Source organism: Psychrobacillus sp. FSL K6-2365 (assembly GCF_038003165.1).
GTDB classification, from domain to species: Bacteria; Bacillota; Bacilli; order Bacillales_A; family Planococcaceae; genus Psychrobacillus; species Psychrobacillus psychrodurans.
This window is the reverse complement of sequence record NZ_JBBOOO010000001.1, coordinates 3,982,661-3,998,568: the sequence shown is the minus strand read 5'-3', so window position 1 is coordinate 3,998,568 and position 15,908 is coordinate 3,982,661. Positions and strand designations below refer to the sequence as shown.

Below are 15,908 nucleotides of genomic sequence, written 5' to 3'. Positions count from 1 at the left end.
GGAGGATGAAGAAATCCTAACTGATTGAAATTTTACTTTATTTCAGTTGGTAGGAGGAGGGAAGTAATGAAAAACCAACCGTACGTCCCGCGGAAAGCGACTGCACATTTTTCGCAGCCTTTAATCATTCCGATAATGGTAAACAGACCAGAGTCCAAAGTAATTAGTCATAAAGAGGTTATTACAACTGAATTTTTTGTGTTATCCGATGGTATCAAGAAAGTATATACAGAGAAAGACGCTATTGCTGATTATGGAATTCAACGAATTATGAATCCAGTAAGTGTTTCCTATATGAATCTTTTTATTAACGGGATTTTACAACCAAAAGTTAATTATCAAGTAACCGAAGGAATACTCATTCTATTGACAGAGGATGTACCTGAAAAGGGGTGTCCGATTATTCTTCAAATGATTCGAATTTAATCGCCCACACATTATGGAGTTAATAGAAATATGTATAGAACATGCGGTTAAAACGGGGAGATGTATAATTTGAAAATCTTGCTAGCCACATATTGGTCTATTCCTCATTTGGGTGGGGTTTGGAACTATATGGTTCAATTGAAAAAGAAGTTAGAGCAGCTTGGGCATGAAGTCCATATGCTTGGATATGATGAAGACAATTTGAATATCCATATGATTGGTTCAGATAAAAAGGTGCCAAGAGACAAGTTGCTACCTTTACTTCAAGCCAAAATTAACAAAGATAATTATCCTGAAATTTATGAAAACAAATTAGTTGAATACACAGAGTTCCAACGATATATTTTTGAATTAGGAACAGCTTACTTTGGCTTAGAAGATTATGATTTGATACACACACAGGATGTTATTTCAACAGCCTGTATCGATCGAATTCGTCCCAAGCATGTTCCGTTAGTTGCTACTTTACACGGTTCTGTCGCGCATGAAATCCATCATCAATTAACGACTATTCATAAAACACCTAATTCTTACATTGCCAGAGCGTACTACGATGATCTAGAACAACTTGGAGCGGGTACAGCAGAAAAAACTATCGTAGCGAACAATTGGTTGAGAAACATATTAATCGACGAATTCAAAGTGGCAGAGGAACAGATACGAGTACTCCATTATGGTTTTGACACAGAAAGCTTTATAAAACAAATGAAAGTAAAAACACTTATTACACCACCCAAAAATAAAAAAGTAATCATCTATACTGGAAGGCTTACTGACCTAAAAGGAATTAAATATTTGTTAGATGCTTTAGGAAAACTAAAAAAGGAACGTCAAGATTGGGTTTGCTGGATAGTTGGGTCGGGCGATGGAGAATCTAAACTTCGAGTTAAAAGCAAAGTGCTTGGGCTAGATGATTACGTGCAGTTTTTAGGAAAACGTGAAGATGTTCCAGCTTTATTGGGGAAGGCTGATATTTATGTATTGCCTACGCTGTTAGAAAATCAGCCATTGTCATTAATCGAAGCGCAAATTGCAGGTAAAGCAACTATTGTTAGTGAAGTTGGAGGTTTACCAGAAATGGTGCAGCATAAGGTAACGGGTATATTGACACCTCCAGGGGATTCTAATACTTTATTTGAAAACTTAAATTTACTTCTAAGTGATGAACAGCTACGAAAGAAACTGGGAACGAATGCGAAAAAGTGGGGTATGACGCACTGGTCAATCGATCAAGGGATAAAAAGTTTGCTGGAAGTTTATAATGAGGTTGTTTCAATGAGGAAGAATGGTGACCAAGATGTCTCGAATAATCCAATACATTAAACTTTTTTTTCTAGCATTATTCTATAAATGTAAGACCTGGTGGGAGGGCATTTGGAGTTCTAAGGAATTCAATACAATTTCAGAAAAACCAAAAGAAGATACTATCGTGTCTTCGGAGAATTACAAGTCGAGATTTGCTAATGAGGGAATAAATTCAGAAGTAGCAATAGTTAAAGAGATTTGGAATCAAATAGATAGTTCGCTTCCGGAGGGTGTAAAGTATCCTAATAACTCCACTATCAACCTCTTTAAGCCAATGAAATCAGATTACTACAATTTGTTGTTTCCTTACTCACCAACTACTCCAAATTTATTTGTGGATCGTTCAATATGGACAGATATTCTGAGTCATTTGCCAGAGGGGTACGAGATTCCTCCAAATGTAACAATAAAATTAATGAAGCCGATGAGTAGTGAATATTACGAGAATATTTTCACTTCCTCAAAAGCAAATACGAAAGTGTTTGTAGATAATCGTGTTTGGGAAGAAATTATGAAGAATTTACCTAACACATATATGATTCCTAACTTTCAAACAAATATAAGTGTGTGGACTAAAAGACAGAACATGGCTTCCCCAATAATTATGAAACACCAATTTAGTAAAATTTCATAAAAATATATCCTTAGATGAATGATTCTTATAAGATTCATTCATTTTTTAGTATATTGGGATTCTGCTAATACCAGCATTAGGTAGTGCTGGACTTTCATTTTTATAAGGCGCATGTCCCCATTTTTCTATTCAACTTGCATATATTATGGAAAAGATAAAAGGAGATTGGATATGAAAGTAATAGTTTCAGGGGGGGCGGGCTTCATAGGCTCTCATCTTGTTGATGCACTTATAGACAGAGGTATTGAGGTTTATATTATAGATAATTTGGTTTCTGGACAGAAGGAAAATGTCAATCCACAAGCACAATTATATATCGTCGATATATGTAGCGAGGAAGCAAGTAAAATCATTATGAATATCCGGCCAGATGCATTTTATCACTTAGCTGCACAAGCGGATGTTGGAAAATCTGTACAATATCCCAAGTATGATGGGGACGTAAATATTATTGGAACACTAAATATGCTGGAGGCTTGTCGCAAAGCAAATGTTGGGAAATTTATATTTGCAAGTACCTCGGCTGTATATGGGAATTTAAACAATGAATTACTTTCGGAAGATGAGATCACAGTTCCTGCTTCTTTTTATGGACTGTCCAAGTTAACTGCAGAGTCTTACATAAGGCTTTTCTATGAGCTTTATAGACAATCATATACAATTTTAAGGTACGCCAATGTATATGGTCCAAGGCAACTTCCTAAAGGAGAAGGTGGAGTTGTGTCTGTATTTTTCGATCGACTTCGAAAAGGTGGTCATATCAATGTGCATGGCGATGGAAAGCAAACGAGGGATTTTATATACGTCAAGGACATTGTTACTGCCAATATTGCAGCGTTGGAGAATGGTGACCAAGAAACGATCCAAGTAAGTACATCACAAAGGACTTCTATCAATGAAATACTATCTTATTTAACAGACATTCACGGAATTTCCATTCTAAGAGAATTTACTGCACCAAGAGAAGGGGATATTAAGCATAGCTGCTTATGCAATAAAAAAGCTACTAATCTTTTAAGCTGGAAGCCACTCTATACAATTGAAGATGGATTAAAAGAAACATATGAGTTTCACCAACATGACATGACTAGCGCATATTTAGAGAGTGAGCAAATGGGATGACTAAGCAAAAATTAATAATAACAGGTGCAACAGGTTTTACAGGTATTCATGCATGTCGTTATTTCCAGCAAGCAGGCTACGAAGTAATTGGCGTTTCCAGACAACAATCCAAAATAGAAAACAATCAAGTCCATTTCGAGTCATGTGACTTAACCAATAAAGAAGAATTAACAGATCTGATACAAAGGAATAAACCAGACAGAGTGCTTCATTTGGCTGGTCAAAATCATGTGCCCTCTTCCTGGTCAAATCCAATTGCCTCATTAGAAACAAATACAATATCGACTGCCTATTTACTGGAAGCTATTCGCCAGCAAACTCCAAACTGTAAAGTCCTAGTCGTTGGGTCAGCACTTCAATTTGATGTAAATGACATTACAACCCTGGATCACCCATATAGCTTGAGTAAAACCCTACAAGTATTGGTAGCACAATCATGGGAATTATTATATGAAATGAATATTGTTATTGCTAAGCCTTCGAATTTAATAGGTCCAGGAAAATCCAACGGTGTTTGCTCCATTTTAGCTAGAAAGGTAGCAGAAATGGAATTCCTCGGAGCAGAAAAAGTACTTACGGTGAATAATTTATTGGCACAACGGGATTTTCTCGATGTCCGTGACGCAGTTTGCGGATATGAAATTCTATTTCAAAAGGGTCAATCAGGTAGTATGCATGATATGAATTCGGGATTGCCTAGATATTTAAAAGAAATTACTAGTAGTTTACAGGCTATTTCGAGCATTGATTTCACTGTAGAGTCTGTAGAAGACAAATTAGAAGAGAAAATAAGTAAACTTCCTTCAGATCTCTTATTAGAAAATATGCCAGCTTTAATCCCATTTGAAAAATCTATAGAGGATATTCTAAATTATCAGCGTAGTTTACTGCGATAGGTGGTAGAATCTAAAAGTGAAGCTATTTCGTTAGCGTTGCTCATGAACTTAACTGGTTCATGAGCTTTTCATTGTCTTTTATTATCCAAAAAGGAAATTGTATTGTTATGCTATTTCCTGTTATGGGGCATAGAAGTTTTTGAGGTTTGACCAAATTTAATTGGACAAAAGCGATTAACCCAAAAGGAAGCCAATAAGAAATTGTTTCCCGGGAAATAATAAAGTCGAGTTATGTTATATTTTTTACAGGAGGGATGAACGTGGCTAACTATACATACGAACAGCCTATTGATATTGAGGAGACTCCGAAAACCTCTGTTTACAATGAAAACGGAGAAATCGTGTATATATTTCAACGATATTATTCCAATGGTTTAAAGAAGCGATTAGATAAAATAATGGATTACCGTTACTTTCTTTGGTATAACGTTTACGATACAAATGGTGAATTAAAATGTATGTGTAAAAAAGTATCTCGCAAAGGAAAAGTTTATTTTGAAGCATTTGACTATAACGAACAGAAGAAATACATAGTTGCGTATGATAAGTGGAAAGAGCTAGTGCCAGACTTATTAATTACAGATGGTAATTTGCAGATTAAATTAGATAAAGAAATAGAAGGTTGGTCTAAATTTTTCTATAATGACAATGAAATCGCAAGGTGGAAAGCGAGTCTCGACAAGGTTTTTAAAATTCAACTTGAAGTGAATGACAATACTCCTGTAAATAACGCAGCATTCTTTATCGCAATTAGTCAGTGTGCTTTGTTTATAGGTTCCTAAAATAAATGTGTGTGAAGTTTTCAAGTCGAAAACTCCATGCATTTTTTATTATATAAATGCATATTATTTTACATCGTACACGATGTAGTTTACTGTAATGAATATATCGTAGACGATTAAAATAGAAGGAGGATGTAATATGAGAACATTATACGAAACAACTATTGTAAACACAGGTGGTCGACAAGGTGAGGTACATTCACTAGATAATATATTTTATTTGGATATTGCTAAACCACAAGCATTAGGTGGAGAAGCAACTACTGCATCAAACCCAGAACAGCTTTTTGCTGCAGGCTATAGTTCATGCTTTAATAGTGCTTTAGAGCTAGTGCTCGAACATGATAAAGTAAAAGTAGAAAAGAGTGAAGTTACTGCAACTATTTCATTAATCACCGATAACGAAAACGGTGGCGTGAAGTTAGCTGCTAAGCTAGAGGTTGAAATTTTTGGCTTAGACGATGAGCTAAAAGAAAAATATGTAAAAAAAGCGCATGACTATTGCCCGTATTCTAAAGCAGTAAAAAACTCCATTGATGTAGAAATAATCGTATTATAAATAAATCTTTTAGGTGTGATTTTTTTGAACAAACCTTCCAAATTGGAACAACAGCTATGCTTCGAGGTATACAAAGCATCTAGTAATTTTTCCAAACTATATGCCCAAACTTTAGAACCATTTCATTTAACATTCTCGCAATATCTAGTACTTCTCACGCTATGGGAACAGAATAACTTGTTAGTAAAGGATATCGGAAATCAATTAGGGCTTGGGATTGGAACATTGAATCCTATTATCAACCGTATGATAAGTAATGGATGGCTTAACAAACAGCAGTCTGATAAGGATCGACGAGCATTCGTTATTTCGTTGACGGAAAAGTCTCTAGAGCAGGAGAAACCAATCGAACAGGCAATCATAAGTAAAATTACTAGTTGTAATTATTTAGATATTAACGCACAGACTTTAATGACCAATCTAAAAGAGTTAAATGCAATTCTAAATCAACTTAAGGAGTGAGTAATATGAGCATTTATGATATTAAAGTTAAAAAATCTGATGGCCAAGAGTACGAGTTAAATGAGTATAAGGGAAAGCCAATGCTCATCGTCAACACTGCAACTAAATGTGGTCTAAGCGGTCAGTTTGATGGACTTGAAAGAATATATAATGATTATAAGGATGATGGGCTCGTTGTACTAGGATTCCCTTCAAATCAATTCAAGCAAGAATTAGGTAATGCTGAGGAAGCAGAGCAAGCTTGTCGAATGAGTTATGGCGTCACATTTCCAATGCATGAAATGACCAAGCTTAATGGAAAAGATGCGCATCCACTCTTCCAACATTTAACCGCTAACAGTAAAGGGATTTTATCGAAAAATATCAAATGGAATTTCACTAAATTTCTTGTCGATGAAAAAGGGGAAATCATTAAAAGATATGCACCAACAGATAGCCCAGAATCGATAAAAAAAGACATTGAAAAAATATTTTCTGAATGAATCATAAAACCTGGATATGGAATATTTAGGTTTTATATGTTTAGGATTGAATGTGAAAGGGAATAACAGGGAAAATGATGGAATGGGGAGATACAATGGGGAAATTAGTAGAAAAGGAACAAATACTTTTAGCATACTATGTTTGTAACTTCTTAGAAAAAAATGATAAAAACACAGATGAACTAGGAGAAGTCTTAAAAAAAGCATTAGGCAATAATTTGGAAAGTATTCAGGGTGAACTAAATGATAAAGGTCTACTAAGTGATCATGATCGAATGATAACTAATGAGGGAATATTATATTTGGACAATATATTACACATTCCATCCGATGCTGTGGAGCGGAACAAATTAGCTTATGTGAAGGATAACCTTTTGACGTATGAGTTAGAGTTATCTGTTCCTGAAATCAGGGAGTATATTCATAAACATGTAGGTATTGAATAATATATAATGCACGTTGACTTCCAAATAGTCAAACGTGCATTTTTGTATTGCTGGAAAATTGTACGAAATCACCTCAGTTCTTATAGCGTCTGCACTTTTCCTATAAACCTATAGTAGAAATGCATTTTCTATGGTAAGATTCTTCTTATCAAAATTTCAAGATAAAGAAGGAGTTGCAGTGGTAGTTACTAAAAAAAGCAATTTAGGAGAAAAGTTAAGCCTGTTCACCTTGACTTGGCCGATTTTTTTGGAAGTATTTTTGTTTATGTTAATGGGAATTGCGGATACATTCATGCTAAGTGCCCTTTCGGATGATGCGGTTTCAGGAGTAGGAGCAGCAAACCAGTATATTCATATAGCTATCTTAGTACTAGAGGTTGTCGGAAATGGTGCGGCAATTGTTGTTTCTCAATATTTAGGCTCAAAGCGTTATATAGAAGCATCAAAGATTTCAGGATTGGCAGTAACCCTAAACTTATGTGTGGGGATTCTCCTCAGTATTGGATTCATTCTATTTTCTAAAAGTATGATGGTTGCAATGAATCTGCAAGGGGATGTTCTAGTCCATGCTCATCAATATTTGACGATTGTTGGAGGAGCAATTTTTTTACAGGCTATTATTAATGCACTTTCGGCTATTATTCGTGTTCATGGTTATACGAAGCAGACAATGTTTGTTTCCCTTGGGATGAATATTTTCCATGTCATAGGAAACTATGCGTTAATTTTTGGGAAATTTGGATTTCCAGAACTAGGCGTTCAAGGTGCAGCTATTTCATCTGTAGTAAGTCGTTTTTTAGCATTACTTGTATTCTTCTGGCTGTTATACCGAGTGATGGAGTATCGAGTACAGGTTCACTATTACTTCACTTTGTCCAAAGAGTATATTAAAAAGATTTTACGGATTGGTCTTCCATCTGCATTTGAACAGATTTTATACCAAGGCTGTCAAATTGTATTCTTATACTACGTTACCTATTTAGGAGCAGAATCATTGGCAGCTAGGCAATATGCTGTGAATATTTCGATGTTCACGTACTTATTTGCTATTGCAATTGGAATGGGAACAGCGATAATTGTCGGACGATTGGTAGGAGCAAATGAAAAAGATGAAGCATATAAATCAGTTTGGTTTAGTGTGAAATGGGCCATAGTTTTTACTGTAACAATGGTAACAATCGTTATCATTCTACGTTATCCACTTATGGGGTTATTTACTGACAATACACAAATTATCAAAATAGGTGCATCTGTGTTACTACTAAGTTTTGTATTAGAAACAGGACGAACGATAAATATAGTAATTATCAATTCATTACGTGCTGCAGGTGATGCAACTTTTCCGGTTATTATGGGTGCTCTATCTATGGTGATGATGAGTTTGCCATTGGGCTATTTTTTGATTTTTGTATTGGATTTAGGTTTAGCGGGAGTTTGGCTAGCAATAGCAGCAGATGAATGGACTCGTGCTACAATTATGTACTTTAGATGGAAAAGTAGGCGCTGGGAAAGATTTGCACTCGTACATCCTAAAGTGGAGGAAGATGGATTAAGAGATAACTAGGCAGATCCCTGTCTAGTCACTCTTAGTCTTTTTTTCTACTCCCAAAGCTTGGAGATATATGTTAAACAAATAATATATATCTATTAAAGGGTGGGGATTATATTAGATTAAACTGCAGTGAACAAATATTTTCAGAACTAACTTTAAGGCCTATTCTCAACAGTTAAAGTTAATCTGCAAAAAACTTGTTCGTTTTAGTAGCTCCAACTAAAAACAATCTTTAGTCGATAATCAGACTAAAGATTGTTTTTTTTATCGGGATAGAAACTCATCTGTTATTTTTGGATTACAAAGAGTTTTATTCTAATATTAACAAATTGTAAGTACTTCTAATTTTTTTAACTGTTCTACCGCTTGTCTCAATACATCTATATCCTGCACTAATGCAACGCGAACGTAGCCTGCACCAGCGGAACCAAAAACGGTTCCAGGTACCATTACGACTCCAGTTTGATCGATTACTTCAAAGACGAAATCCATGTCATTCATTTCATATGGATATTTTGCCCAAACGAACATCCCCCCAGTGGAAGGTGCGACTTTCCACCCAAGATCAGTTAATGCGTTTGTGAGGAAATGATGTCTCTCAGAAAATATCATACGCAAACGTTCTGTTATCTCCTCTGCATGGTTTAAGACAACAATCCCTGCTTCCTGAATGGGACCGTAAATACCAAAATCTAAATTCGATTTTAGTTGCTTCATAATATTAATCATCTCTGCGTTTCCAGCAATATAAGCAATCCGAGTACCAGCAAGGCTAAAGCTTTTCGATAAAGAGTTGATCTCCATCCCTACTTCTAATGCTCCCGGTGTTGAGAGGAAGCTGCTTGGCGAATTCCCAGTAAAATAGAATTCTGAATAAGCTGCATCATGTAGAACAGCTATATTGTATTTATTGGCAAAGGCAACGACTTTCTCAAAGAAAATCGGATCAGGCATTGCTGGGACTGGATTTCCTGGTAAATTTAATATCATTAGTTTTGCCTTCATTGCAATCTCTTCAGGTATTGCATCTAAATCAGGTAAAAACTTATTTTCTTCTAATAGTTCCATATAATAGGGTGCTGCACCAGCAAGTTTAATGCCAGCATCATAGGCTACATAACCAGGGTTTGTCGTTAGAATAATATCTCCTTCATCACAAAAGGCAATTGGGAGGTGGACAAGTCCTTCCTGTGAACCCATCGTTTGAACAATCTGAGTTTCTGGATCCAATAGAACATTGGAGCGACGTTTATAATAATCTGCAACTGCCTCATTGAAGCGTGTTGTTCCAGTAAGAGTATAGCCATAAGAATCTGTTGCATAGCTAAGATCTGATAATACTTTTCTAGCACGTTCATCTGGTGGAAGGTCAGGACTACCTAGGCTTAAATCATATAGGTTAAAGCCTTGAGCTTGCTTGGCAGCTGCGGCGGCTTTCAAATCCCCAAAAATTGCTTTTTCAAATAATGACATTTTAGTAGATGGTTGAACCTTCAATATAAGCACTCCTAACTCAAATAAAATTTTATGTTCTATCATATCATAATTTTCAATAAAATTGTGAGAAACATGAATGCAATATATTACAAATGCCAATACTATTATTTTCTACACAGAATCGCTAAACTGCATTCTTGCTATTCGGACAAGTTTTAAAGTAATAATCTTCACGAAAGAACAAAATATGCTAATAAAACATGTTGAGTGATTAAAACAGAATAGATTTGTATATCCTTTTTTAAGAAGTTCCCAGTAAGATCATTTTCTTTAAGGAGACTATGTATATGACAGAAAAACCAAAAAACTATTCAAGAAGAGACTTTCTAAAAACGACAGGGATTGCTACTGGAGCATTAATTGGTGGCGGGTTAATCGGTGGTTTAGTTGGGTTAAATGTAGATAAGACAGATAAAAGTGTATCTGATACAGGAACTACAAATCATGAGATGGCAACTAACCAGGGATTTCAATTCTTTCAAAATCAGAGAGAGTTCGATGTGCTTTCAAATGCTACGGAACGTATTTTTCCGAAAGATGATTTAGGACCAGGTGCAATTGATTTGGGGGTACCTTATTTTATTGATCACCAACTAGCGGGACAGTATGGGAGCAATACAAAAGAATACATGCAAGGTCCGTTTGCTGTAGGTGCTAAAACTCAAGGGTATCAGAGTCGGCTAACAAGAGCATCAATTTTTAGGCAAGGAATTGGTAAGTTAGAAGAAGAGGCTAGTAATAGATTTGATAAGGGATTTTCTAGTTTAGAAGCAGAGCAAATGGATGAAATTTTAACAGCTTTTCAAAACGATGAAATTGCAATGACGGGAGTTACTTCAGCGTTTTTCTTCCGCTTACTTCGAACTGCAACATTAGAAGGAGCCTATGCGGATCCAATGTATGGTGGTAATCGAAACATGGATGGTTGGAAGATGAAAGAGTTTCCTGGACATCAAATGGCATATATAAATGTAATTGAAGAAGATAAATTCCAAAAAATCGAGCCAATGTCACTTGGCGGAATGTAAACGAAAGTAGAGGGGAAGATTTATGGCTACTACATTACCAAAAGTAGATGTCGTTATCGTTGGTTTAGGGTGGACTGGCGGAATCATTGCGGCAGAATGTGCAAAAGCTGGACTAAAGGTGATTGGTTTAGAAAGAGGAAGAAAACGAGGGACAGAAGACTATCAAAAAATACATGACGAGTATCGTTATGCTGTTCGTTATGAATTAATGCAGGAAGTATCAAAAGAGACTATTACTATTCGAAATAACCGAAAGATGCCTGCACTCCCAATGAGACAGATGAGCTCTTTTTTACTCGGTGAGGGATTAGGAGGTTCAGGAACACACTGGAATGGGCATACATGGAGATTTTATCCGTATGATTTTCAAATTAAAACGATGACAGACGCAAAATATGGTCCAAATAAGTTATCCAGTGATTATCTACTTCAAGATTGGGGTGTTACCTACGACGAGTTAGAACCGTATTTTTATAAATATGATCAAACCGCAGGGATTTCCGGGGAAGATAAAAATCCATTTTGGGGTAAGAGGGCGCAGGACTTCCCGACACCTCCCATGAAAAAAACTCCCATCTTGAAAAAGTTTGAAGGAGCGACCAAATCACTAGGCTATTCTCCTTTTATGCTACCCTCTGCAAATCTCTCGGAGGCATACACAAATCCAGATGGAGAGGTCATAAATGCTTGTCAATATTGTGGTTTCTGTGAGCGATTTGGTTGTGAATATGGAGCCAAGACATCACCTGAAATAACTGTTATTCCGACGGCTACAAAAACCGGAAATTTTGAATCAAGATTTCATGCAAATGTATTGGAAGTTGTAAAAAATGGGGATAAGGTGACTGGTGTAAGATATTTAGACACACAGTCTGGGGAAGAATTTATCCAAGAAGCCGAAGTCGTTGTTCTAGCAAGCTACGTTATGAATAATGCAAAGCTGCTAATGGTATCTAAAATTGGTGAGCAATATGACCCTGAAACAGGAAGAGGAACACTTGGTAAGAATTATTGCTATCAAATATTACCTGGTGCAACTGGTTTCTTTGATGAGCAAATGAACACATTTATGGGAGCGGGAGCCCTTGGTATGTCTATCGATGATTATAATGCGGACAACTTCGATCATAGTGATTTAGATTTTATTCATGGGGGTAGTATTTCCATCACACAAACCGGATTTAGACCGATCGAAACGAATCCAATACAACGAGGTACACCAACCTGGGGAGCAGAATTTAAGAAAAATTCTATATACAATTACACTCGTACATTATCAATTGGAGCCCAAGGTGCATCGATGCCTCATAAGGAAAATTACTTGTCGCTTGATAGTAAATATAAGGATGTTTATGGGTTACCACTCCTCCAAATGACTTATAATTTTACGGATCAGGATAGAGCCTTGCATAAGTATATTACTGAAGTATCTACAAATATTATGAAAGAAATGGGAGCGAAAACGGTAGAAGGAAAAGAGGTCATTACGGATTATGATATCGTAGGCTATCAGACAACTCATAATACGGGTGGAACAATTATGGGAGCAAATCCTGAGAATAGTGTAGTAAATCCGTTTTTACAACATTGGGATGCAGAAAACTTGTTTGTAGTAGGAGCAGGAAACTTCGCGCATAATGGAGGCTATAATCCAACCGGAACAGTAGCAGCGCTAGCTTATAAAAGTGCTGAAGGAATTATAAAATACAGTAAATCAGGTGGTTCGCTTGTTTGATAAATAGTATAAGATTTGAAAAAGCTACGGGTCCTTATTGGGCTGGTAGCTTTTTGTAATCTTAGTGATTGCATGTTTTCGACTTTTTATTGACTTAGAGAGTAGAGAACAACTATTTGTAATTTAACTTTACAGGTTTTAATTGTGAATAAACAAAGTATTTTGGTTAAATTATCCTTTTCGCAAGTAAAAGATCATGGGGCACAAGTAAATATAGAATAAGAGCAAGTAAATTCCATACGACCGCAAGTAAGAAACAAATGAAAGCAAGTAAACAAAAGGTGAGCGCAAGTAAACAAAAAATAGTATCAAGTTAATCAAAAATAATATGAAGTCACATGCTTCTTGAGTAACAAAGTCCGTATCTTTTTGAAAGTTGTAGTTGTAGTGGAACGATGATCGGTAGATACAGCAAGATTACCAATCGAGATCCGCATGAAGTTGTAACGCCAGTTCGAGAAAATAGTATGTTCACTTAAAGAGAACTTACGCTATCATCATTTCGATTTTAGTTGTCATTAGCATATGCATTTTAAGGTGAAAAAACAAAATGATTTAGTACAATCAGTAGAGTTTATGGTATGATTAAACTAATAACCAGGTGCTAATAACAGGTATAATATATCTGGATAATAAAGTGGAGGTACATATGAGAGACTTAATTCAATTAAAAGATAAAAATATTGTTGTTATGGGTGTTGCGAATGAGCGTAGCCTTGCATGGGGAGTTGCGAAGTCATTATTTGAAGTAGGTGCAAATGTTATCTTTACATACCGTAAAGAACGTTCCCTTGGAAAAATAGAAAAATTATTGAAAGATAATAGTTTAGAGGCAAAACTAATAGTAGAATGTGATGTAAATAGCGATGATAGTATTAAGGCGGCGTTTCAACAAATTGGACAGGAAGCTGGAGTAATCCATGGTGTAGTTCACTCCGTTGCCTTTGCACATGCAGAGGATTTAAAAGGTGATTTTTTACAAACTTCAAGAGAGGGTTATGCTTTTGCACAAGATACAAGTGCTTATTCGCTTATTGCTGCAGCTAGAGAAGCAACGCCTTTTATGACCGAAGGTGGATCTATCGTAACAATGACGTACTTAGGGGCTGAACGTGTACTAGAAGGCTACAATGTAATGGGTATCGCTAAAGCATCGCTAGAAGCCTCTGTTAAGTACTTGGCTTTGGACTTAGGGAAAAATAATGTACGTATAAATGCTGTTTCCGCTGGGGCAGTTCGAACACTAGCTGCAAAAGGAATCTCTTCTTTCAATACGATTTTGCACCAAATTGAAGAAAAGTCTCCGTTAAAACGGAACGTTACTCAACAAGAAGTAGGCGATATGACCGTTGCGTTATTAAGTAATTTATCAAGTGGTGTAACAGGTGAGGTCATCTTCGTAGATTCTGGCTATAATATTATGGGCTAAATTAATATTCACGAATAAAAGCGGCGGAAAATGAATTAGTCATTTTCCGCCGCTTCTTAGATAATAAGTATATACAAAAATATACCGTGAACACTGGATTCATGGGACTTTAAAGAATAAATAATACAGTGATTTCTGTTACATGTGGAGAACAAAGGCTAAGTGCGCCACGTCCTGTGGCAAAGCCTTTGTGACCAACATCCTGTTGGCCTCCGCGGGCGAAGCCGAGCCTACTCGTTGAAAACATATGCTCCTGCGGTTACTCGTCGCAAAGACATTGACCAAATAAAGTTTGGCCAATGTCTTCACTACGCTCCCTGCGGGGTCCCGACTTTCTCGCTTATCCCGCTGGAGTCGCCACATTTCACTACAATCATTTAAGTGAGTAGTACTCTACTAAAAGGTTTAGCATAGCCTCTAGCTTAGACAATAAGAATAGTCAAAGTTAATAGAGGGATAAAACCGTCTGTCCGGTTAGGAATACTATTTTATCATGAAAGAAGAAAGTAGATCTCCTTTTATCGGAGTCTATTTCATCCTTATTTATTTTAAGATAAAACATGTATATTTAGGCGGTTTTATATCCAATTATTCGTCGATATAAAGTGGACCTAGTTGATTGGAGCGCAGAGCGGCGACTCCAGTGGGAACGCGCGAGCCGAAGACCCTGGACTTAGCGTAAGCGAGGGAAGCGGCTGAAGCCGTGTCCACGGAAAGCGTCCGTTCGGAGTGGAAATCAACGGCATATCTGCTTTTCTGTTCTTAGAAGACCAGCTCTTATTGTGCTAAATATAAAATGTATAATCCTCTGGTAACACACGTTTTAAGAATTTCTTAGTGCGTTCTTCTTTTGGACTTATGAAAATATCATGAGGGGTACCTTCTTCAACTACTACTCCGCCATCCATAAAGATAACTCGGTTTGCAACATCCTTTGCAAAGGACATTTCATGTGTGACAACTAACATAGTAGTACCTTCATTGGCGATATTTTTCATAACCGTTAGTACCTCCCCAACCAATTCAGGGTCTAATGCAGAGGTTGGTTCATCAAATAGAATAATATCAGGATTTAATGCTACTGCTCGTGCGATCCCAACACGCTGTTGTTGACCACCGGAAAGCTGACTTGGGTAGGAATTATATTTGTCTGATAAACCAACCTTGTCTAGCGCTTTTTTACCAATATCAGTAGCTTTAGTTTTATGTATTTTACGACCAATGACAAGACCCTCCGTCACGTTTTCTAAGGCAGTTTTATTGTTGAACAAATTATAATTTTGAAATACGAAAGCTGTTTTTTGTCGGATGGTGTGGATATCTTTTTTAGAGGCATCATGCAAATTTACTTGCAACTCCCCAAAAGTTGCCATACCACTATCGGCCTTTTCTAAAAAGTTAATGCAGCGTAATAATGTCGTTTTTCCAGAGCCACTTGGACCGAGAATAACTACTACATCACCTTTATCAATAGTTAAATCTACTCCCTTTAATATCTCATTCTTCCCAAATGATTTATGAATTTCATTGATCGTTAACATTTGATAATCCTC

The 15,908-nt window shown here is 36.4% G+C and carries 16 protein-coding genes; 14 read left to right on the top strand and 2 right to left on the bottom strand.

Annotated features, from left to right (window positions below):
• The first annotated feature begins 66 nt into the window (after positions 1-66).
• The 11 genes from MKY29_RS20210 to MKY29_RS20160 all read left to right on the top strand — a co-directional run bounded on the left by MKY29_RS20210 (position 67) and on the right by MKY29_RS20160 (position 8,678).
• A complete protein-coding gene (locus tag MKY29_RS20210) occupies positions 67-426 on the top strand; it encodes a DUF4183 domain-containing protein (RefSeq protein ID WP_093496291.1) in 360 nt (119 codons plus the stop codon).
• 69 nt (positions 427-495) lie between these two features.
• On the top strand, positions 496-1,749 hold the full coding sequence (locus tag MKY29_RS20205; RefSeq protein WP_241598091.1) for a glycosyltransferase family 4 protein: 1,254 nt from the start codon (positions 496-498) through the stop codon (positions 1,747-1,749).
• Positions 1,724-2,365: a hypothetical protein gene (locus tag MKY29_RS20200; protein WP_241598089.1), complete on the top strand. Its 642-nt coding sequence runs from the start codon at positions 1,724-1,726 to the stop codon at positions 2,363-2,365. Before MKY29_RS20205 ends, MKY29_RS20200 begins: the two co-directional genes overlap by 26 nt.
• Before the next feature lie 171 nt (positions 2,366-2,536).
• Positions 2,537-3,487: an NAD-dependent epimerase/dehydratase family protein gene (locus MKY29_RS20195; protein ID WP_093496294.1), complete on the top strand. Its 951-nt coding sequence runs from the start codon at positions 2,537-2,539 to the stop codon at positions 3,485-3,487.
• The gene (locus tag MKY29_RS20190) at positions 3,484-4,383 is read left to right on the top strand and encodes an NAD-dependent epimerase/dehydratase family protein (RefSeq protein WP_093496295.1); all 900 of its coding nucleotides are present in this window, start codon (positions 3,484-3,486) and stop codon (positions 4,381-4,383) included. The genes MKY29_RS20195 and MKY29_RS20190 overlap by 4 nt, the downstream gene beginning before the upstream one ends.
• A gap of 260 nt (positions 4,384-4,643) precedes the next feature.
• Positions 4,644-5,165, top strand: coding sequence for a tubby C-terminal domain-like protein (locus MKY29_RS20185; RefSeq protein ID WP_093496296.1), 522 nt, complete (start codon positions 4,644-4,646; stop codon positions 5,163-5,165).
• 139 nt (positions 5,166-5,304) lie between these two features.
• Complete coding sequence (locus MKY29_RS20180; RefSeq protein ID WP_093496297.1) at positions 5,305-5,724, top strand: organic hydroperoxide resistance protein; 420 nt, start codon at positions 5,305-5,307, stop codon at positions 5,722-5,724.
• A gap of 24 nt (positions 5,725-5,748) precedes the next feature.
• Positions 5,749-6,186 (top strand): MarR family winged helix-turn-helix transcriptional regulator, encoded by a 438-nt coding sequence (locus tag MKY29_RS20175; RefSeq protein WP_340880643.1) that lies wholly within the window; start codon positions 5,749-5,751, stop codon positions 6,184-6,186.
• 5 nt (positions 6,187-6,191) lie between these two features.
• Positions 6,192-6,668: a glutathione peroxidase gene (locus MKY29_RS20170; protein ID WP_241598085.1), complete on the top strand. Its 477-nt coding sequence runs from the start codon at positions 6,192-6,194 to the stop codon at positions 6,666-6,668.
• 95 nt (positions 6,669-6,763) lie between these two features.
• Positions 6,764-7,114 (top strand): hypothetical protein, encoded by a 351-nt coding sequence (locus MKY29_RS20165; protein WP_139219705.1) that lies wholly within the window; start codon positions 6,764-6,766, stop codon positions 7,112-7,114.
• A 130-nt stretch (positions 7,115-7,244) separates the two neighbouring features.
• Positions 7,245-8,678 carry an MATE family efflux transporter gene (locus MKY29_RS20160; protein WP_093496301.1) on the top strand — a complete coding sequence of 478 codons (1,434 nt, stop codon included), beginning with the start codon at positions 7,245-7,247 and terminating at the stop codon, positions 8,676-8,678.
• A 309-nt stretch (positions 8,679-8,987) separates the two neighbouring features.
• Here MKY29_RS20160 and MKY29_RS20155 read toward each other — a convergent pair whose 3' ends face one another.
• Complete coding sequence (locus MKY29_RS20155) at positions 8,988-10,163, bottom strand: aminotransferase class I/II-fold pyridoxal phosphate-dependent enzyme (RefSeq protein ID WP_093496302.1); 1,176 nt, start codon at positions 10,161-10,163, stop codon at positions 8,988-8,990.
• Positions 10,164-10,450: 287 nt separating this feature from the next.
• Between MKY29_RS20155 and MKY29_RS20150 the strand changes: the two genes are divergently transcribed.
• The 3 genes from MKY29_RS20150 (at position 10,451) to fabI (ending at position 14,355) form a co-directional block, all read left to right on the top strand.
• Positions 10,451-11,191 carry a gluconate 2-dehydrogenase subunit 3 family protein gene (locus MKY29_RS20150; protein WP_093496303.1) on the top strand — a complete coding sequence of 247 codons (741 nt, stop codon included), beginning with the start codon at positions 10,451-10,453 and terminating at the stop codon, positions 11,189-11,191.
• Positions 11,192-11,213: 22 nt separating this feature from the next.
• Positions 11,214-12,926, top strand: a complete 1,713-nt coding sequence (locus MKY29_RS20145; protein WP_093496304.1) for a GMC family oxidoreductase — start codon at positions 11,214-11,216, stop codon at positions 12,924-12,926.
• Between the two features lie 649 nt (positions 12,927-13,575).
• Complete coding sequence (gene fabI, locus MKY29_RS20140; RefSeq protein ID WP_340880641.1) at positions 13,576-14,355, top strand: enoyl-ACP reductase FabI; 780 nt, start codon at positions 13,576-13,578, stop codon at positions 14,353-14,355.
• 785 nt (positions 14,356-15,140) lie between these two features.
• Here the strand turns inward: fabI and MKY29_RS20135 are convergent.
• Positions 15,141-15,896 (bottom strand): amino acid ABC transporter ATP-binding protein, encoded by a 756-nt coding sequence (locus MKY29_RS20135; protein ID WP_090565982.1) that lies wholly within the window; start codon positions 15,894-15,896, stop codon positions 15,141-15,143.
• Between the last annotated feature and the right edge of the window lie 12 nt (positions 15,897-15,908).